The sequence below is a fragment of the Fibrobacter sp. UWB10 genome (assembly GCF_900182935.1).
GTDB classification, from domain to species: Bacteria; Fibrobacterota; Fibrobacteria; order Fibrobacterales; family Fibrobacteraceae; genus Fibrobacter; species Fibrobacter succinogenes_O.
This window is the reverse complement of sequence record NZ_FXUE01000003.1, coordinates 213,955-235,670: the sequence shown is the minus strand read 5'-3', so window position 1 is coordinate 235,670 and position 21,716 is coordinate 213,955. Positions and strand designations below refer to the sequence as shown.

Sequence of the window (21,716 nt, the reverse complement as noted above, 5' to 3'; positions counted from 1 at the left end):
AAAGATATTCTTTTTTTTTACAAAAAGCACCGACTTTTTTTATTTGGTGATATAAATCATGCCCAAAATAGGCAATTTTAGCCACCGGCGAGTTTTACCGTATACCCGCGCTTTTCAAGCTCCGTTTTAAGCAGATTTCGCTTGTCCCCCTGGATTTCAATCACAAAATCCTTGACCGAGCCGCCTACCCCGCACTTTTGCTTGAGTTCGCGGCCAAGTTCCTTGAGTTCAGGTTCATCAAGCGGTACTCCGGTCACTACACTGGCCATTTTACCGCCGCCTAGGCGCTTTAACTGGATTCGCACCACGCCATCGCCCTGCGGGCGTTCAGCCTTGGGCTTTTCCTGCTTAACGCGGCCACCCAAAGCGGTAGAATAAACCAATGTAGAACGTTCCTCTATACCCATTACCAACCTCTATTCGTTTTTAAGTCCAAGTCTTTCCATAGCAATCTTCTTGCCGGTCTGGAAGTCACACTTTCCGGAGCCCAACTTGGGCAAATCATCGAGTTTGAGCACATAAGACGGCTGCATGAGCGGCGGGAGTCCCACCTGCTTGAGCCTATCCTTGGCCTCGTCTTCAGAAATATCGCCTGCAAACAACAGGGCAATCTTTTCGCCCTTGGAGCCATCGGGCACGGCCACCGTAAAGTGGTCCACGCCCTCAAAGAACGTGGTTTCCGAAATCTTGAAGTCGACCGAGCCCAAGCTCACCATTTCACCGCCGAGCTTTGCAAAGCGGCTGTAGCGGTCCACAATCGTCAGATAGCCGTCTTCGTCCACATGGCCCTTGTCGCCCGTCTTGTACCAACGGCGACCGTTAATGATTGCAATCGCCTGCGCCGTCTTTTCGGGGTTCTTGAGGTAGCCCTTCATAATCTGGGCACCGCCAATCAAAATCAAGCCATCTTCACCAACGGGCAGTTCTTCCATGGTATCGGGGTCCACAATGCGGAACTGCGTACCCGGCAGCGGTGCGCCCACGGTACCCGGCTTGTTGCCCACAAGAACGGTCTTGTAGTCATCCATCAAGGTGTCCTTGGTATTCACGGCAGCCACAGGAGTCGTCTCGGTACAGCCGAAGCCTTCAAAGATTTCAAGTTTGAATTTGGTGCGGTAAAGCTGGCGCACGTCTTCGCGAATCTTTTCGGCACCGGCGTAAATGCGGCGCACGCTTGCAAACATCAGCGGGTGTACCGCGCGGTTCACACCCCACATGCGCAGGAACGTGCCCGTCGCCACCATGAATGACACCTTGAACTGAGCACAAATACGCGACACAAGCTTTGCATCGGTCGGATCAGGGCAGGTGGCCACCGGCACACCTTCAACAAGACAAAGCATCGTCGTAATCGAAAAACCGAACGCATGGAACAGCGGGAGCGAACCCAAGAACACGTCGTCTTGGCAAGGGTTCAGCACGCTTTCGCACTGTTTAATGTTACCCATCAAGTTGTAATGCGTGAGTTCCACGCCCTTCGGCCTACCTTCGGAGCCCGAACTAAAGATAACCGTAGCCACATCATCAAGCGTCACTTTCTTGAAGAATCTTAGTTCCAAGTACCAAGCCGGCAACACGAGCACTCTCAAGAAGTTGAGAATCAAGGCACTCTTCGGAATCATTTCCTTCAGGTCTTCCATGTAGTACACTTTGTACTTCGAAAGCAGAATGTCCATGTTAATGCCCTTCTGCTTCAACTTTTCGACAAAGACCTTCGCGGTAATAATGCTCTTGACTTCGGCAACACCACAGCAATAGTCCATGGTTTCGGGCGTATTGGTGTAGTTCAAGTTGTAAACCGTCTTACCGCGCACCAGACATGCCATGTTTGCAATAATACCCGGGCCCGAAGGCGGAATCAACACACCCACCTGCTTTTCGCCGGTAGTTAATTTATCAATAACCTTGGCAAAAGAAAGAACCGCAGTCGTAAGCGTATGGGCAGACAAGTGCTTGCCGTCGGGGCTATACACCGACGGGCCACTCCCCACCTTCTTTGCCGTACGAATCCAAGCAGAAGCCACCGGACGAAGCTTGCGGATGTAAGTTTCCCAAGCGGTAATAGAAAGTTCCTGCACGGCGCGCTTAATCGTTACGGGGTCCGCTTCAAGCGGGAGTTCGTTACCAAAAGCAACCGTCACAATACGTCCACCCGAATGTACCAAGTCCTTAAAGCCTGCATCGGCCATAGAATACGAACTACCCCACAGGCCCTGCACATAGAACGGCAACAACTTAACCTTAGGCACATCGCGAATAGCCGCCGAATAATCAAGTCTAAAGCGGTTCATGTTACCGGTCGAAGTCATTGCGTTTTCGGGGAACATCACAACAGCTTCACCACGCAACAGCGCACGGCGCGCACTTTCCATCGCAGGAGCCGGGTTCGAAATATCCAAGTTGATCGTCTTCATCTGCGAAAGCAGCAGGCGCACATACCACTTTTCATACGGTCTGCGCGTAATCACAAAGCGCATGGGCCTCGGGCTTGCCATCTGGATCAGAGCCCAGTCGATGTACGAAATATGGTTACCCACCAACAGTACCGGGCCTTCCCACGGAATATTCTGTACGCCCGACACCAAGAACTTGTAGTGAATCGAAAGCGCCGAACGCAGTAACTGACGGAGCAATGTATGCGGCATGGCCCAAAGAGCCCACACCGTGCCAGCCAAGCAGAAAATACCCAAAATAAAGAACAAGTCCATGCGCCCAAAGTTCAGGTACTTGAGCGCCACCATCAAAAGCACGTCAAAAGCGATAATGCAAATGTTCTGCACCGCATTGCTAATCGAAAGCACATGACCAGCCGAGCGCGGCTTGGTATTATACAGGAGCATCGCAAACATCGGGAGCGCATAAAGCCCGCCACAGAAACCGAGCAAGGCAAACGCAACCGCATTGTAGGGTCGCGGAATAAACGGAATAATCAGAATCAGGGCTGCAGCGCCAGCCGTACCCAGCGGAATAAGGCCCATTTCAATAAAAGCCTTGGACATGCGCATAGCGTAGTAAGAACCAACCACCAAGCCCACAATCGTGCCCACAATCGCATAGTTCGCCTTCAAATCCTTATCGAACAGCGAACCCGAGCCGAACATTTCCTGCACAATGAACAACAGCAAGAAGATCATGACCCAGAACATGGAAAGGCCAATAATCGACTGGCGGAGCGCACGGTTCTTCCAAGCCTTCCTGAACTTGCGGCGGGTAAAGGCAAAATTGTAGTAGCGGCTCCAGGGGAATTTCATTTCGGCATCGTAGGCGCCAATCGAGGGCAGCATAAACGCAAACACCACGCCCAAGAGTTCAACACCCGCAATGCCAGCAATAATCGGGAGCACGCCCTGCATCAAATGGGCAAAATCCAACGTCTGCGGAGCAATCTGTTCAAACGCAACCGCGGTCGCCGCTGCCGACAACAGCAAGCTTACAAAGGTAACGATACTGAACCAGCCAGCCCCATTTGCCAGCATACGCACGCCCACCAATTCTTTAAGGTAACCGCTCTTTGCCGGCGAAGCAATCGCTTGCAGCACAAAGAAAAGGGCCGCAGCCGCAAACACAAAAGTCATACTCCCAACATACGACGCAACACCAAACACACCCACAGCAGGCAAAAGCAACAGTGAAATAATGCGCAAAACGCGTTCTTTAGGATATTTATCCGAAAAATAGCCGGCAGGTGTTACAAGCAGCACGCAAGGCAAAAGAATCAAAAGGTGCAAAACTATAAACGAGCTATCGCTTGATTCAAATAAATGTAAACGGTTAAGCACCAATTCCATGAGGGCAACGAGGGCCGTGGTCGAAGCAACCTGTGAAAAAACGACCCCGTAAAAAGCAAAAGAACCTTGATGTTTTTCCATTTCTAATTCCTTGGATTTATGGGGTAAAAGATACACTTTTTGCATGTAAAAAACAGAAAACCCCGGCCTAGCCGGGGTTAAATTCAAGGTCTTTATTTTAGCGATTAATTTCTCGGACGGCGGTAACCGAAGGACTTCAGGAGATCATCGCTATTCTTCACGACATCGCCCTTACGCTTTGCAGAGGAGCTAAAGCCATCACCAGTCTTCTGTTCCTGTTCATAGCTGTAGTCCGAAGCCGGGAGCGTACAACGGAGCTTAGAACGCAGGGATGCTTCAACCTTATAGACGTAGGCACCCGTTGCATACAGCTTACCGTTATCAGCCTTCACATAGCCATCCTTATCCGGTTTCTGTTCAAAGTACATCTGGAGTAAGCCAGCGTCATCAGTGAACGTCGGGTCATTCAGATCCTGCTTGAAGCTGAAGTAATCCACGAAGTTACCGAGCGAGGTGTACACCCAGATCTTGACGCTCAGCTTGGAATCGTACAAGTTGAACTGGCTGAAATCGGTCGGAACCTTGGTACCGTCTTCGCAGTACTTTTCAACGTATTCTTCAGCAGAAATCTTGTGGCTATTCTTGGCATCAACGCCTTCAAGCGGAATCATACCGTCAGAAGTCATCAAGTCATCCATCGTTGCAAGGCCACGAACACCGTACACGACCGGGAGCTTGATATCCATGGCGAGAGTCGGGCCCAAATGCTGGGTATCCTTGCCTGGATACGGTTCCTTGCCGCTACCCTTCTTCGTCTTGAACGAGCCACCGATCAAAGTTTCCACTTCTTCTTCGGTAGTCGGGTTCTTGATGCTCACAGCAAAGGTCTGACCCTTCTTCGGAGCATGATCGGCATAGTATTCTTCAACCTTTTCCTTGTCCATTTCGGTCACCGGATTCACAACAGAGATATCAACACTCTTGCTATCCTTCATGATCACAGCCACCGTATCAGAAGCTTCGTTACCAGCCTTGTCGCGGAAGAAGCGGACAATGGGGTTCAAGCCCTTTTCAAGGCCCTGCATCGTCAAGGTATCCTGCTTGACACCGTTAACAGTCCAAACCACTTCCACGTAGTTGGAACGGATCACCTGGCCCTTACCCGGAGACAAGATTTCGACAACCGGGAAGGTCTGGTCAAGCACGATGAACACAGATTCGATAGCGAAGTTGCCATAGATGTTCTTATAGGTGTAGGTCACGGAGTAACCGATATCGCCTTCGGCGTTCTTGACCATGTTACCCTTTTCGTCGATAGCGTAGGACACCACCGTCGGGCTGCCCAGCTTATCGATGCTTGTGGTAGTCACCGTAAAGATACCTTCGCCCACATTCGGGTTCTTAACGCAGGTCGAATCCTTCTTACACTTCTTCGTAGAGTACTTGGCAGTAGAAGCGCCCTGTACCATGAGTTCGCCGGACGGACCCTTTGCAAGGATTTCACCCGTCATAGCGTCGGCCTGGTAAGAAAGTTCAACTTCACGCTTGCCAATCTTGGTCTTATAGGTAACGGTGATAATTTCGCGAGACTGAGTCTTGCCCTTTTCATTCGTTACCGGAACCAGAATCGGTTCGCCATTCTTGTCGAGCATGTAAGACACCGTCACCGTATCGTTACCGACAACCTGGTTGTAAGAAACCTTCACGGCAGAATCGTTGACCAATGCGCGGGTCACAGGGCCGGTCGGGGTTTCATCAAGCATCAGCTTGCTGTCGGCAATAGAGCTCATCTTATTCAGGAGAGCGTTAGACACGTTAACCGGTTCCAAATCCACTTCGAGAGCGAACGAAGTATCACGCTTGTTGGCAGCATCCTTCACGTGCACGAACACGGAATCACGCGGCTGGTTGACGTAGATTGTAGAATCCTTTTCACCGGTATTTTCAACAATCGTGAACACGTTTTCGGCGTCGATATGCTTGATCTTTGCAGAAACTTCGACAGACGGAACATCGTTGTTGTACATAATGACAACCGTATCCTTGCCCGGGAAGTCCTTCTTCGGATCCTTGTAGGTAATGATAATGACGTTCTTGCCCTTCTTGAGCGTGGTATCCACAGATACGATTTCGTCATCCTGGCGCCAGGTAAGCACACCCTTCTGGACGTTCGTATAGACCGTATCCGGGTAAGTCCAGGTAGAATCAACGTTATCGTACTGAGTGATAATCACCTTAGAGTATTCAGGCACGTTCGTCACGTTAATCTTGACCTTGGCGGTATCGGCAAATTCGCCGTCATCCACCTGGACATAGATTACGTAATCCTTCTTGCTTTCGTAATCCAAGGTATCCTTCAGAACCAGCACACCCGTCTTCGGGTCAATCTGGAATACAGCAGAGTCACCGTCCACAATCGTGTAGGTCAGCTGGCTGAATTCCTTCTTCTTATCCGGATCGGTAGCCTTCACCGTATCAATCACAGACCATACCGTGGTAGATTCCGGCACAGCAATCGTCTTATCCGAAATAGAAGGCGGTTCGTTAATGTCGTGGATGTTGACCACGATAGTCTTCGTGGTGGTAATCGGACCATTCTTGGCAGAAATCAACTGGCACTTGCAGTTATCATCGTACAAGCTGTCCGGAACATTCACCATGTCAGTGATAGCGACATCGATCTTAACAGTCGGATTCTTTTCGTAGTCAAGACCGGCACACTTGTTCTTTTTAACCGTAATTTCACCCGTAATGTTGTCGATTTCGAAGCAACCGGTCGGATCCTTCGCAATCTTGAAGGTCATTACGGTATCGAAACGGTCAACGTCAGACCACTTGATGGTATCGACAACGGTACCCTTCGGCGAATTTTCGTCGACACCGATAGTATCGGTCAGAACCACAGGCGCTTCATCCAAGTCAATCAACTTGACAGGAATCTTCAGGTCAGTGTATACAGTCCTGAGGGTTGTATCGCCATACGTCATGTACACCCAATACATGGAGTCCTGACCGCAGGTATACTGACCGTTTTCGCAGTCAAGCACAACATTCGCGCGAATCATGACACGCATCAAGTCCGTAGAGTCCTTGTCGAGCCAGAACAAAGAGGTATCACCACCCGTCATCTTGAAACCGTTATCGTACAGATCCGGGTTCCTAGACATGGAGTCGATATCGCTCGGGTGTTCCACGTGACCAAGGGAATCATTGATCTTATTGTTTTCGGTAATAACGAGCGGCCATACATCGAACAGCGGCTTTTCATTTTCGTCCGTCACGCGAATCTTACGATAAAGCGTATCGGCCAGGCCCTTCGGGTCAGTCACGACAATACCCATCGTGTATTCCGGATCCGGATCATTACGAGAAGTTGCATTTCTAAGAGCCTCATAGTCAAGCAGCTTTTCGTCCTTGACGCGAACCGTAATCACATGTTTTACAGAGTCGTAAGCAATCGTAAATAGGTCGGAACCCTTCTTGCTCACACTCGAGATAGAAGAACCTGCGTCGAACCAAGTTACCTTAGCACCAGTAGCATGGTTGGTATCTTCGTCGGCAACATGATACTGGAACAAGATCATACCCGTCGGAGTAATAATCTTCTTTGTTCCATTCGGATTGTCGGGGTTTTCCCTGACACCAATGGTAAGAATAGAATCCTTACTCTTGACGCCACGGTCTGTAGTATCGCAGACGGCAACGCAGAGAGTATCGGAATCGTCATCGCCATCCGGGACAGGACCGTCAATGATAATCTTCGGCTTTTCATTGACATCCTGAATGTCAACCGTCACCTTGGCGGTATCGTACAAGCAGGCGCCATCATACTTGCCAGAGGTCGAATCAAATTCGCAGTTTGAAATCAAGACATTGAACACGTACTTATGAACGGCCAATTCGTAGTCCATCTTGGACGGATCATTTACCTTAACCTTGTTGGAATCCATCACGAATGCGAAGGTGGAATCCTTACCGATAATGGAGTATTCCAAGTGGCCAAATTCCCTGACATGCTTGGTATCCGGTTCAGAGACATCCAACTTGCCAATGACCGTACCCTTCGGCAGGTTTTCTTCGGGCTTCAGGTCAGCATCTTTAGCCTTCGGAGCTTCGTTCACGTCGACAACCTCGATAATACGACGGATGGAGTCTCCCATACCGGCCGGATCGTCAGGGTCGCTAACGTAAATCGTAATCGCATGTTTGTCCTTGACCTTTTCGTAGTCGAGCTTGCTGCCATCCTTTACGGATACCACGACTCTCCACTGGCCTCCAACCTTTACCATTGCAATCTTGAACAGGCTGTCAGCACCAGACTTATTTGTATTCTTGAAGGAGGCTACCAGCGTATCCTTGTGGCCAGTTCCAACGTCTTCGTCAGAAACCAAGTAGTCGATAATCTTGTAACCAGTCGGAACATTTTCCTTTACGGCCAGAGTCAAGACAGAATCGTGAGTATGAACACCGGTGCAATTCGGACCCTTGCAGAGCGAATCCACAATGTCGTGGCAATCTGGGCCAGTGCATACGGTGCAGCTGTCACCCTTACAGTCAGGAATAATTTCCGTCTTTTCAGGTTCGTCGGTCACAGAGAGCGTCACCTTGGCGGTGTCATAGAGGCAGGCGCCAGTATACTTGTTCGTCGAAGTATTCAGTTCGCAGTTTGCCACCTGGACATAGAAGGAGAACTTAGCCGTAGGCTGCAGAGCTTCATAATCCAAACGGCTAACATCGGTCACGACAATTTTATTGGATTCCATGTCGAACGGGATATTCTTTGCAACACGGTCAATAATGGAGTATTCGAGGTGACCGAATTCCCTGACATGCTTAATATCCGGGTCAGTAGCCGGCAACGAACCAACAACAGTCTTGTTAGGCGTATTTTCCTTAACAGAAATCGTCGTATCCTTGCTTGCAAAAGCCGGTTTTTCGTTCACATCAACAATATTAATCGTACGGTCAATGTAAGCAGTCTTGCCATCTTTATCCTTAATAGTCACTCTTACATTGTAAATCGTGTCTTTAATTGTTTCATAGTTGATATTGCTCTTCACCACAATCTTCAACGAATCACCACTAGTGACAGCCTTGAAGTAGTCACCAGCCTTGCCACCGCTCTTCCTGTCTGCAAGCCAAACGGAGTCCATGTTTTTAGCCTGGTCCTTATCTGGGTCAACAATCTGGAATGCATGAACGAGAGTGTTCAAAGCCGTATTTTCCTTCACATCATACGGACCGTTACAATTCGTATCGCCCGTATAGCACTGGATTTTCGGATCTTCCGGAACATTCTGAATTTTCACGGTAACCAAAGCAGTGTCATACAAGCAAGACTGCGTATACTTACCCGTCGAAGCGTTCTTCAAGCAGTTGGCAGTTTCCACTTTAAACGAGTACACAATACCATCTTCGTGATTCATCTTTGTAGAATCGCTTACATAGATGGTCGAGTCTGTACTATAGCCTGTACCGCCCTTCATTGTGAACGGAACCGGATTAGAGGCATCAGGAATAATTCTATACTCAAGATGGCCGTACTTCGTAACATTCTTGGTATCAGGATCTTTAGCCTGGACAACGCCAACCGAGGCATTCTTGCCCAAGTTTTCCTTCGGATACAAGGTGAAATCTTCTCTTGTAGTACCGGTAAAGCCATCATTCAATCCACGAACACCCGTGATTTCCGGAGCTTCGTTAACGTCGTTAACGACAAGCTTCTTTGTAACAGAATCCTTTGCACCATCATGATCCGTCACAATAAGTTTTACAGTATAATAAGACTTTACGGTTTCATAATCCAGCAAGCTAGCATCATTAACCGCAACAACTAACACCATTTTTCCGGTCGCAGGATCTTCCGTCGGATGAATCGGTGTTTTGAACAATTCTTCTGCAGTCGGCTTGCCAGTCACATTGTCGATTCCCACCAGGGTAACAGACAATTTCGATGCATCGTCAATCCCGTCAACATCAACGACTTCAATTTTAGCGGAACCACCCGTAGTAACATCGAAAACAAGAGTACCACTCGGCGTATTTTCATCCACTTCGAGATCATGACCATCATCAATGATATGCGGAGGTTCATTGACATCAAGCACCTTAACAATGACATGAGAGATTGTATCCAAGCAATTCAGCGTCCAAGCACCATTACTTGCCTGTTCGCAGTTTTTAACTTTCACATCAAAAGTAAACTTGTAGTCCTGATCTTTCAACGCTTCGTAATCCAACTTTGTAGAATCACGAACAGTAATTACACCCGTCGAGGAACCCACATTAAACGGAACAGAGGTATCAACCAAGACATATTCCAAATGACCGAACTTCGTAGGATTCTTGGTATCAGGATCCGTAGCCTTCACAGTACCAACAGTAGCATTTTTCTTCGGGTTTTCTTTAATGCTAAACGTAGTATCAGAAACAGCCGGCTTTTCGTTCACGTCAATCACGTTAATGGTACGAGTCGTAGAATCACTAATAGTTCCGTTATCATCCAAACGGAATGTAAGCTTGAAAGAAGTTTTCGTCAACTCTTCGTAGTTAAGATCAGCAGTCTTAACAGACATCACAATATAAGCGGTATCATAGACATCAGAATTTTTGATGGCTTTCTTCACCAATTCAAAGTTGAATAAGGATTTTGCCGCAGTCGCGTCACTACCATCAACAATAAGTTTGAAATTATCAATATCAGCAGCGGCGACATCAACATTCTTGATAGGAATCGTTGCAAATACAGTCGTTGCAGCCGTATTTTCATTAACATTATATGAGGACACCTTATCATTAAATTCAGGGCCATTCATGTCTACAATAGTCAATTCAAACGCACCTTCACGCAGTGTGTCACCTGGCATAACAGCGCCAGTCAAATCATAAATTCTTAGGACAAGCTTTTCATCGCCTTCCTTATCGGTATCCTTGGCCACGTTTATATAGACCTTCGTATCCGCAGACGGGACAAGCGAATTCATCGGAATCATAACAGATCCCCTTTCTCCCTTAGAACAAATCGGGAATTTCGCTTTCTGCGTTATATTAAAGTCATTCTTATTAGCATATCCACTTTGATTCATATCTACATCAAAGCAATACTTGAAATGCACATCAACCTGAGCATTAGAATCAAGTTGTATAGGAACTTCGACATCTTCTCCATTTTCAGGGAAACGGCCTTTAGCAAGAGCAGTCGGATCCAATGTATCCGGATCAAACGGAACAAAGCGGAAACCAGTGCCATCAAATTGAGCATCGATCTTAACAGTATTTGCAAGCAATTGACCAGCTAAAGTCATATGCTGTTTGATATAGATTTCCTGAGACGATATAAAGGTTCCTTCCATGGAGTCCTGAGCAACCAAAGCTCCCCATGACAAATTACCGCCTGTATAAATCAGCAAATTACCTGAATAATCCTCATTCTGCACAACGGTTGCATTAGTAGCAGACCACTCTTTTGAATTCGCATTATATGTTGGCAGAGCACCCCACGAACCGTTCCATGTAGCATTCTCATTCATATATACAATACGAATCTTGGGATGCGCAGATCCCATATCTAGGCCATATTCACCCACAAAGATTCGGGTTAAACGGCCACCATGCGGCATTCTTACAACAAGGACACTGTTATTTTCAAACTTAATACCCTTTATGTAGTAATCATACGATGCCGGATCAGAAGCACTTGCTTTAGGAACATCAATAACCCTCAGGTTATTATTCAGAACCATCGAATCATGTTCGGCTATAGGACCAGGAATAGTAGGGATTGTCAGTTTTTCGTTAATATAATACTTGTCTTTTATCGGACAAGAGCTATATGTATTGTAGCCGCCAACAAGCGCAGTGTAATCAGCAAAAACACTGCCATCTAGGCACTGCGTTCCTTTGACAACGTTCGGTGCATCCCAGCTTGCTACAGGCGATTTTTCAATACCTCCGGTAACCAAAACAGGTCCCGTAGAAAGCGTATCTTGACCATTACTTAAAATAATCTTTCCACCAATCAAGACTGGTCCACCAATAGTATGTTTTTTGTTGGCACCACCCATATCAAAGTTGCCGTCAGCGGTACCAAACCAGCCCGAACTATCCGTAACAAAGATTTCACCGCCCAAGAAGGTAATGCCATGGGCGCCGAACACCTTATATTTCATTAAATTGTTCCAAAATGCTTGTTGGGCATCATGAGAAGATCCAGCATTTGCAAAATGGAACGGTTCAAGATCCGCTGCAAGAGCGGGGACCGACATAGCCAGTGCAATGGCTAAATTTATTAGCTTTTTCTTTCCAAACCACATATTTTTACTCCAATAAGGAATGAGTATAATACACCCCTTAAATATTTCCTACATAAAAGATACAAAACTTTTATAATTATTACAATACCATATTTAAATAAATCGTATACAAATCATACATTTTATCAACAGGAAACTCACTTTTTATCAAAAACGCAATATTTTGTGACACGAGGCACGCTTTTTTGCACGTAAAAAGCCTTGCTTTGTAAAAATTTAAAAACAAAATAAACGGGAACCATATAAAAAACCCGGCTGAACCGGGTTCTTTCATTTATTCAGAAAAAGATTTACTTGTTTGCAGGGCGCTTGTAACCGAAGGGTTTCAGGAGTTCGTCATTCGACTTAATGACATCGCCCTTACGCTTGGTCGAAGTACCGAAACCGTCGCCCGAGTTCTTCACCGGATTGTATGACTGGTCCGGAATAGTACAACGTAACTGGTTACGCAGGTTAGCCTCTACTTTATATACATAGGCGCCCGTAGCAAGCAGTTTCTTGTTCTTGGCATGTACGTAACCATCCTTGTCCGGTTTCATTTCAAAGAACATCTGCAGAACGCCAGCTTCGTTCGTATAGTCCGGATCGTTCAATTCCTGAGTGAAATCGAAGAAGTTCACAAAGTTACCCAGCGAGGTATAGACCCAAATCTTCATGCGCAATTTAGACTTGTACAAGTTAAACTGGCTCAAATCGCTCGGAATTTTGGTTCCATCTTCGCAGAAACGGCTCACGTATTCTTCCACAGTGAATTCCTCGTAGAATTCCTTGGCGTTTTGGTCGAGTTTAGACGTATCGATTCCGATACCCTTGCTCGAAATCTTGCCATTCGGGAGGATCAAATCATCCAGTGTTGCAAGACCGCTAACACCATTCACCGTCGGGAGCTTGACATCCATGACAAGGGTCGGTCCCAAATGCTTGGTACCCTTGACACCCGGATACGGTTCCTTACCGCTACCTTCCTTGGTCTTGAAGCTGCCACCAATCAAGGTTTCCACTTCTTCTTCGGTCGTGGGGTTCCTGATGCTCACAGCAAAGGTTTCACCCTTCTTGGGCGGGTTCTTGGCATAGTATTCGTCTACTTTATCCTTGGAAACAGTCGTTACGGGCTGTTCCACCGCAATTTCGATATCCCTACTATCCTTCATAATCACGACTACAGAATCGTAGACTTCGTTACCGGCCTTATCCTTGTAGAAGCGCACAATGGTGTTCACACCCTTTTCAAGCCCCTGCAGAACAAGCGTATCCTGCTCCACGCCATCAACCGTCCACTTGACATTCACGAAGTTGGAACGGATAACCTGCATTCTGGTCGGCGAAAGGATTTCAACCACAGGAACTGTCTGGTCGAGCACCACAAACACAGCCTGCTTGGCCGCATTGCCATACTTATCTACATAGGTGTAAGACACCTGATAGCCGCGGTCGCCATCCGGGTTCTTGACCATGTTGCCCGACTTGTCGACAATGTAAGTCAATTCAACAGAATTTCCCGTTTTGGCGTCAACATATTCATAAGACACCTTGAAGATTCCGCTAGACTTGTCAACGTTCTTAGTCGGAATAAAGCCACCGTTGCCATCGACATACAGAGCTTCACCCGTAACGGCATCGGCCTGGTAAGAAACGGTCACCGTCTTGCCGTCAATCACAGTCTCGTAAGAAACGGTAATGACTTCAATAGAATCAATCTTACCCTTTTCGTTTACAATAGCCTGCTTTACAACGTTACCCTTCTTGTCAGTCACGTAGCTGACCTTAACCTCGGTACCAGCCACCTTGGCAGAATAAGTCTTCTGGATATAGGAGCCGTTAATAGGCGTACTGGTGGTATTCGGGTTGTCGATATCAAGCGAAACAGTCTGTTTTGCCACATTCGAAAGGGCATCGTAAGTCTTTTGCGGAACATCGATTTTCTTGCTCAAGTCAACGGGAATCGTGAAACGAGTCGTATCGCTCTTGCTCTTTTGCGGATCGTTATCCACAATCGTCACAGTAATTTCATTCACGGTGTCCTTGACATACACGTTCGTGTCAGAAGAAGCAGTCTGTTCCACAATCGTATAGATGTTGCCGCCCAAGTTCGCATCGGTTGCAGCAGAGATAGTCACCACCGGCGAAATATCGCTGTAGTACACGATTAGGCAATCTTCAGCACAGCCTTCGAAGCCATCGACATCGCAGACTTCCTTGCAGATTTCGTTTCGGCCCGGCACAAGCGTCGTATCGCCGCAAGTCATGTTTTTACGGTTTACTTCCCAGCAGACATTCAAGCTGTCTTCGTTCGTATAAATCGGGTCTTCCGGTTTAATCCAAGTCGAATCTTCGTTGCTGGCTTCAACAATTTCGACCAGCGGCGACGGGATATCGCGGACATTCACCGTGATAATCTTGGTATCATATCCACCATGCTGGTCTTCGACCTTGACACGAATCGAAATGACCGGAGTCTTTTCGTAATCAATGTCAGAACACTTGAGCGTAACAACGCCGTCTGTAGACAAATCAAAGCATTTGCTCGGATCGTTAATAAGCGTCCATGTCAAGACAGTATCGTCCAAATCATAATCGATAGCCTTCAAAGTATCAACCACGGTACCCTTCGGGCTATTTTCGGTAACGCTGATGGTATCCGTCGTAATCTTCGGATTTTCATTTACGTTACGGATATTGATTACCACAGGCTTGATAACAAAGAGCGTCGGGTCGTTCTTGTCAGCCAGCTTAACTTCGATTGTGTAAGAATCCGGTTCCGTTTCGTAGTCGAATTCCTTCTTGGTCGTAATCACGCCAGTCGGAGAAACAGCGAAGAAAGCGGTATCGCCACCCACTGCAGTGAACACGTCTTGCCTGAATACGGGCACAGAGTCGTTTTCACCCCATTCAAGAGTACCAACAACCGTTCCCGGGGCTCTGTGTTCATCGACTTCAAATTCCTGGTCTTCCAAAATCGGATCTTCGTTGACGTTGCCAATCGGAATAATAATCGTCGTATCGGCCTTCATCTTATTGTCAACATCTTCTACGTGAACTTGAATATCGATATACTGAATCTTTTCGAAATCAAAGATGGTAGAATCCTTGACCAAAACATAACCGGAATCCGTTACCGTTACATAATCGCTATAATGGCTAGTATCGCTTATGCTATACACGCAAGCGGGGCAACCAACAATACCGTGAACACCGCGCAGGGTATCAATCACAGTACCATTCAGCGGATTTTCGTTAACCGCATGCAACGTGTCTTTTTTGAACTTGAGCGGATCAAGGTCAGGATCGCTGATTTCCAGAGTGATGTAACCATCATGAGAACCGTCCTTCAGCGTTGCTGCATTCAGGTTCTGAATGATAATTCTAAAGGTTTCTTTTCCCGGCTTGCTGTCAGTACCTTCATCAATTTTGTCATCGTTGGCGACCAAAATGATGGGGGTTCTCAAATTCTTGCTACCGACATCAAAATAGGCCTTGCCAGGATTGACGCATTCCGTCCCATTGAACAACGGAATATTTTCAGTAGTGATATCAGCGCGAGCGGCAAGACCATTGGGGTCTTTGCCATCTACAGTTCCCTGGAAGTCAAAGCAATATTCGAAATCAATAAGCGTCGTCGCTTCTTTGTCCAGAGCAATCTTAACCGTATCTTGCTTGTGCCCTTCGACCAAGTAAGTCTTTACGCCTTCCGCCGTCTGCAAGACAGGAGGATCGAACGGAACATAGCGGAAGGACTTACCGTCAAATTCATGACCTGTTTCAAGCCAATTTCCCAAAAGCTGACCAGCAAGAGTCAAATTAGAATTGACATTGATGGTGCCTTTCGACAAGAAGGATCCTTGATAGAAAGCAGCATTGCCATTCATTGATGGCCATGTAAGATCATCCTTGCAATGGAATAAAACGTTGCCTGCATAATCTTTGTTTTCAACCATCACAGAGTCGGTTATATTGGACCACGAGCCAATACCTGTTGTATCATACAAGGCTCCTCCGTCTACATAAACAACCTGTATTTGCGAGCCAGAACTTACTTTTACGGTACCATTCATGAAAATGCGTGCAAGACTTTTCGAAGACTGCATACGAATATGCAACTTTGCATTATCCTGCAATACAATGCTTCCATTAATGTACAAGTCAAACATATTCTTAGCATTAGCTTCTGCCGGCACATCAATTGCATAGGTTTTTCCTGCAGGAACAACAAAATCTTCTACATACAACTTTGGTTTAGCGGGAAGCGCAGGAACATCAGGAATCGTAAGATATGTAGGAACTTCAGGAATGCTATCGTATGAACAATAACCGATCTTTGCAGAGCCTCCCTGAGAAAGGCGACCAATTGTAACAACTTCGTCCTTTACAAAAGTCGCTCTACTTTCAACACAATACGTGCCAACGAAGTTACCTCCATTCTGCCCCACAGCGAAATCTCCAGTCGTACGTACGGGGCCACTCAAGAATCTATCCGGACCATCACCAAAATTGATACTACCACCAATGTAAATTGGGCCACCAAGATGATGATCTCCATTTATCAGGTTCATATCTCCATGAGCGGTACCAATGGCGCCATTGACATCAGGTGCTTCAGCATGTCCCATCTTAATGCCAAAAGAACCCCACATCTTGAAGGTCATCAGTTTATCCCAATACTTTTGATGACGAGCCTTCAATGCGGTATCCATCGTAGCTGGATCGCTCACATTTGTGAGATCCGTATAATACGTGGTAAGGCTATCAAAAACCAACGGTTCAACATTTGCAGCAGAGGCAACCCCCGCTACAATCAGAACGAGCCATAACTTGTTTAAAAAGTTTTTCACGTTGTTTACTCTAACCATCTTTTACCCCCTGTTGTATTACAGGATTTCAACTCCCGATTCAAAAAATACATAAAAAAACTTTACACAGGTTACTTTTTTTTCACAAAGCTAGCCTTTTTCATGGACAAATCGTCCACTTTTGTTCCGAAAATTTGTTTTTGCCGCTTTCCCTTGACAAAAATCACGACATATTGCTAAATTGCGGGTTCCTAGGCCCTGCGCAATGACTATTTGCGGGCAACTCGCCAGGGCGAAAGCAGCAACGGACTTGTGAATTTTTATGTGCTCAGGTCGCCTAGGATTTCTTTTTAAGCCCTGCAAAGGGCCTTTTTCTTTTGTAAAGGTTTTATGATTCTTTGGACTATCCGCCACACCAAGCCCTACAATCCGAATGATGTCTGCTATGGCAGGCTCGATTTTGACGTATCCCCCACTTTCGAAGAAGAAAGCGACGGAGCATTGAAGGCTTTGCTGGATGCCGGCGCAAAGCCCACGCGCATGTTCACAAGCCCCCTCAAACGTTGCCTGAGACTCGCCGAAAAGGCCGAAAAAGCGACAGGGCTTACTATGGAAAAGCGCGAAGAAATCATCGAAATGAATTTTGGCACCTGGGAAGGTCAAAAACTGACAGCAGTGCCCCGCAAAGAAATGGAAGCATGGGCACGCGACCTGCGCGGCTACCGCTTTGAAGGCGGAGAATGCTTTTACGACATCGACCGCCGCGTGCAGTCCTTACTGGACACTCTCGACGACGACGGCGAATTCCTGTGGATTTCGCATGCGGGCGTTATCGCCGCCTTGCAGCATTTTGCCTGCGGGCTCCCCGACGACAAGTTCGTGGAAGGCGCATTCAGCTACGCTATGGTGACCCGTTTTGAATTCAAGCGTAACGCCGACGGACATTACCGCGGCACGTTCACGAAGATTCATGACGGCATCCAGATGCAGCCGCTGAAAATTGGATAGAGGAAATGTGGGATGTGAGATGAGAAATGACTAATTACTCATTACACACTTCACATTACACATTGATTAAAAGTCAAAGGACATAAGGGCCTGGACGCCGCCTTCAAGGCGCGGCAATACGGCCAAGTGCATGGGGTTGTCAAAGTCGCTCAACAAGGCGTCGACTGCCGCATCACCCATGGAATACAGATAAAGTAGTGCAAGCGCCCAAATGTACTGGTTACGATTCTTGCGGTAATAGGTCACACGCTCACAGACACGTTCATATTCGTCGGAAGACGTACTTTCGAGTTCTACCACATGCTTGCGGTCTAGGTAGTATTCCACCATGTTCTGCGAGGTCCAAATGCTTGTCGCAGAACCGATGAACGCCATATACAAAAGCCCCTGTTTGCCGAATTCGCGGTTATACATTTGTCCAAAACCGGGAATAATGGACCATAGCAGAGCCGTTTTCATGCTCCTGAGTTCTACGCTGCGATAATTGTTATTGTACCAGATTCCAAAAGCATCAAAGAAACTATACAGGTAAAGGCCGTACATCCAGGCGGTTTCTGCCTTGCGCAGGTCTTCTTGTTCCATTTTCTTGTCGCTTTTTTCATGTACGCGTCCAATAAACTCGCTACGTTTGGAATGGAAATGCGCCAAACTATCGCGATTCTTTTCGTGAAGCATCTTTTCGGTGTAATAGGCCACGGAATCTTTGAAGGGTTCAGCCTGTTCAAGGACTCGCTTATGCTGATAGCTCTTGTTTGCTGTTACTTCGTAAAGCAACAAAAGTTCGATACCCGTGATAAAGCCACCACGTACATAATGTTCCGTATAATACTGGCCACCACCCGGGAATAGCGCAAACAACATGGTAAGCGGCAAAGAATTGCGCTTGGTCGGAATATCCCATTCGTTTACGGTAAGCGTATCGATAGCGACAATGCCCGTTTTACCCTTTTGCAAAGGATCGCTCGCCAAGGTATCGGCAGATTCTTCTGTCTGCGAAGAATCCGCCGGAACCGTCTGCGCACTAGCCCCCGCAGCAAACGCGAGGCATACAAACAAGATTATAGCAAGCAGACGATTTGACATCGGCTTGACAATATAGAAAAAGATGACCTAATCCTTGACGCAGCGAACAGACTTGAAGCTGGCCTTTTCTTCAGGTAACACATAAACGTAATATCCTAAAATAAGCAAATCCGCATAATAGGCTTCATCGACACTGTCGCCAAGCAGATTTACCAAGTATTCCGTAGCTAGCCAAAAATCACTTATGCCACCGACCCCCATAAATTCGCCACCTTTATGCTTTACTCCTGCCGGAAGAGCTGAAAAACCATACGGGTCCGATCCACCCCAACCCTTGGGAATTTTGACAGTCAAGTCAGAATCCATTTGGGATACGATAGAATCTAGAGAAGCAGCGGAGCTTTCGCTTCTAGGCCAACCATTCTTCGAAATAAGGTTTACGGTTGCCGAATCCATTCCACCTGTTTCAGCCAACAACATATTCCACTCCGTTGTATCGGGCAAGTGCCAACCAGACGGGCAAACATCCTTAGCGTCTTTCCACGCATAGAGCCTTCCGTACTTGGAGCAACTGTCGGCGACATTGTTAAAGCAGGCAGAATTCGCCGTTTCGTAGTTCATATTCTGCGCAAGCCAGGTCTGCGAACCAATTGTAGTCGTCTTGTAGACCTGACCGTCACGAGCATCCGTCACCTCCCCATACGGATAGTCGGGATTAAGGTAGTTCGCCGCAACATCAGAAGTTTTAGCCGGATTATCAGGTGTATCAGACGCAGAGGTAGAAGAATCATCTCCGCAAGCAGCAAGAAGTGCCGCGCAGGTCAAGAGCGCGTATTTTAAGCAATTCATCATTGTTCTCCTTTATATTTGTTTGTTCAAATATATGTTTTTTTCAATCTTTGGCAATAATTTTTCATTTTTTAGCAAAGGAACGGCATACCGAGGTTCCAAAAGGTATATTTTCAAAAAAATTTCAGGTTTTTACCTAATTGTCATTTTATGACACAAAATAATTCTAAATTACGGAGTATGAAAATGAGCGATACAAAAGATTTTGATCTTCAAAGCGAAGGCTTCGAAAACAAGATTTCCCTGCTGGTCAAGGCCATCAAGGATGCGCTCATCGCACGGGGCGAAATGATGGCTACCGCCGAATCGCTCACGGGCGGCCTTGTGGCAAGCAGCATCGTGAACGAGGCCGGATCCTCGGCTGTACTTGCCGGCGGCATTGTCGCTTACCAGAACGAGGTTAAGGAAGCCTTGCTTGGGGTACCCCACCAGGTGCTCGAAGAAAAGGGAGCCGTTTCTGCTGAAACCGTAAAGGCTATGGCCGAGGGCGCCCGCAAGAAATTCGGTTGCGAATGGGCAATTGCAACCTCTGGTATTGCAGGGCCCACCGGAGCAGAACCCGGCAAACCTGTTGGTACAGTGTGGATGGCTGTCGCCAATAGTTTGCAAAATGAGGCTTTTTGTAAAATTTTCGAAGGAAACCGCACAGAAGTGCGCCAAAAAAGCGTGTATAGTGTGCTGGGCAAGCTACTTTTTTTATTGAATAACCAAAAAAGCACTTGCACAAGTGAACACTAAATGTTATATTTAAAAACGAAAAAACAAAATGGAGTCAAACATGGCTAAGAAAACAACAAACACCCCGACTAGCAACCTTTCCGCAGACAAGGCCAAGGCAGTAGAAGCCGCCATCGCCCAAATTGAAAAGAATTATGGTAAAGGTTCCATCATGGCACTCGGCCAGCAGCCCGTCGAAGACATTCCCGTTATTCCTACGGGTTGTATCCAGCTCGACATGGCCCTTGGCGTAGGCGGTTTCCCGCGCGGCCGTATTATCGAAATTTACGGACCCGAATCTTCCGGTAAGACAACCCTTACCCTGCACGCCATTGCCGAAGCCCAGAAACTTGGCGGTGTGGCAGCCTTTATTGATGCAGAACACGCTTTTGACGCTGTCTACGCCCGCAAGCTCGGTGTGGATATCGAATCGCTCCTGGTTTCCCAGCCGGATACCGGTGAACAGGCCCTCGACATTGCCGAAACCCTCGTGCGTTCCGGCGCCATCGACATCATCGTGATTGACTCTGTGGCAGCCCTCGTTCCGCAAGCCGAAATCAACGGCGAAATGGGCGACAACCATGTGGGTCTGCAGGCCCGCCTCATGAGCCAGGCCCTCCGTAAGCTCACCGGTATTCTTTCCAAGTCCAACACTTGCATGCTGTTCATTAACCAGCTGCGTATGAAGATTGGCGTGATGTTCGGCAACCCCGAAACCACCACCGGCGGTAACGCCCTGAAGTTCTACGCCACCCAGCGTATCGATATCCGCCGCATTGCAGCCATCAAGGACGGCGAAGAAGTCATCGGTAACCGCACCCGCGTTAAGGTTGTCAAGAACAAGGTGGCCGCTCCGTTTACCCAGTGCGAATTCGACATTCTGTACGGTTGCGGTATTTCTCGCGAAGCTTCTATCCTCGACCTTGCAACCGAGCTCGACATTATCCAGAAGAGCGGATCATGGTTCAGCTACAACAACGAACGCATTGGCCAGGGTCGTGAAAACACCCGCCTGTTCTTGAAGGACAACGTGGACCTCTGCAACGAAATTGAGCAGAAGATCCGCGAAAGCATGAAGGACGTCGAACTGTTCAAGCTGAACGAAGGCGATGCCATCGAAGCTGATGACGACAGCGAAGTCAGCGTAAGCGACGACGCATAGTCCCCTACCCAAACATTTTCTTCCTGAAGAGCAACAAACCCTGGCCTAT

At 47.3% G+C, this 21,716-nt stretch carries 9 protein-coding genes and 1 other RNA gene; 4 read left to right on the top strand and 6 right to left on the bottom strand.

Translation table 11 applies throughout. The features are described from left to right. Positions 1–77 precede the first annotated feature (77 nt). The 4 genes from QOL41_RS09810 to QOL41_RS09795 form a co-directional block, all read right to left on the bottom strand. The gene (locus tag QOL41_RS09810; protein ID WP_173652894.1) at positions 78–407 is read right to left on the bottom strand and encodes an SUI1 family translation initiation factor; all 330 of its coding nucleotides are present in this window, start codon (positions 405–407) and stop codon (positions 78–80) included. Between the two features lie 9 nt (positions 408–416). Next, positions 417–3,869 carry an MFS transporter gene (locus QOL41_RS09805; RefSeq protein ID WP_283429609.1) on the bottom strand — a complete coding sequence of 1,151 codons (3,453 nt, stop codon included), beginning with the start codon at positions 3,867–3,869 and terminating at the stop codon, positions 417–419. Between the two features lie 104 nt (positions 3,870–3,973). Continuing rightward, entirely contained in the window at positions 3,974–11,977 is an 8,004-nt protein-coding gene (locus QOL41_RS09800) for a cadherin repeat domain-containing protein (RefSeq protein ID WP_283429608.1), read from the bottom strand. Between the two features lie 434 nt (positions 11,978–12,411). Then, a complete protein-coding gene (locus QOL41_RS09795) occupies positions 12,412–16,968 on the bottom strand; it encodes a cadherin repeat domain-containing protein (protein ID WP_283429607.1) in 4,557 nt (1,518 codons plus the stop codon). Between the two features lie 189 nt (positions 16,969–17,157). Between QOL41_RS09795 and ffs the strand changes: the two genes are divergently transcribed. Further along, positions 17,158–17,254: signal recognition particle sRNA small type (gene ffs / locus QOL41_RS09790), an RNA gene on the top strand. Between the two features lie 44 nt (positions 17,255–17,298). Beyond that, positions 17,299–17,916, top strand: a complete 618-nt coding sequence (locus QOL41_RS09785; protein WP_283429606.1) for a histidine phosphatase family protein — start codon at positions 17,299–17,301, stop codon at positions 17,914–17,916. A gap of 66 nt (positions 17,917–17,982) precedes the next feature. Here QOL41_RS09785 and QOL41_RS09780 read toward each other — a convergent pair whose 3' ends face one another. Next, complete coding sequence (locus QOL41_RS09780) at positions 17,983–18,999, bottom strand: DUF5683 domain-containing protein (RefSeq protein WP_283429605.1); 1,017 nt, start codon at positions 18,997–18,999, stop codon at positions 17,983–17,985. Positions 19,000–19,026: 27 nt separating this feature from the next. Then, complete coding sequence (locus QOL41_RS09775) at positions 19,027–19,788, bottom strand: FISUMP domain-containing protein (protein ID WP_283429604.1); 762 nt, start codon at positions 19,786–19,788, stop codon at positions 19,027–19,029. A 186-nt stretch (positions 19,789–19,974) separates the two neighbouring features. Here QOL41_RS09775 and QOL41_RS09770 point away from each other — a divergent pair, with 186 nt between their 5' ends. Both QOL41_RS09770 and recA read left to right on the top strand, forming a co-directional pair. Continuing rightward, a complete protein-coding gene (locus tag QOL41_RS09770; protein WP_173652887.1) occupies positions 19,975–20,526 on the top strand; it encodes a CinA family protein in 552 nt (183 codons plus the stop codon). 40 nt (positions 20,527–20,566) lie between these two features. Next, positions 20,567–21,667, top strand: coding sequence for a recombinase RecA (gene recA / locus QOL41_RS09765; protein ID WP_173652886.1), 1,101 nt, complete (start codon positions 20,567–20,569; stop codon positions 21,665–21,667). Positions 21,668–21,716 lie beyond the last annotated feature (49 nt).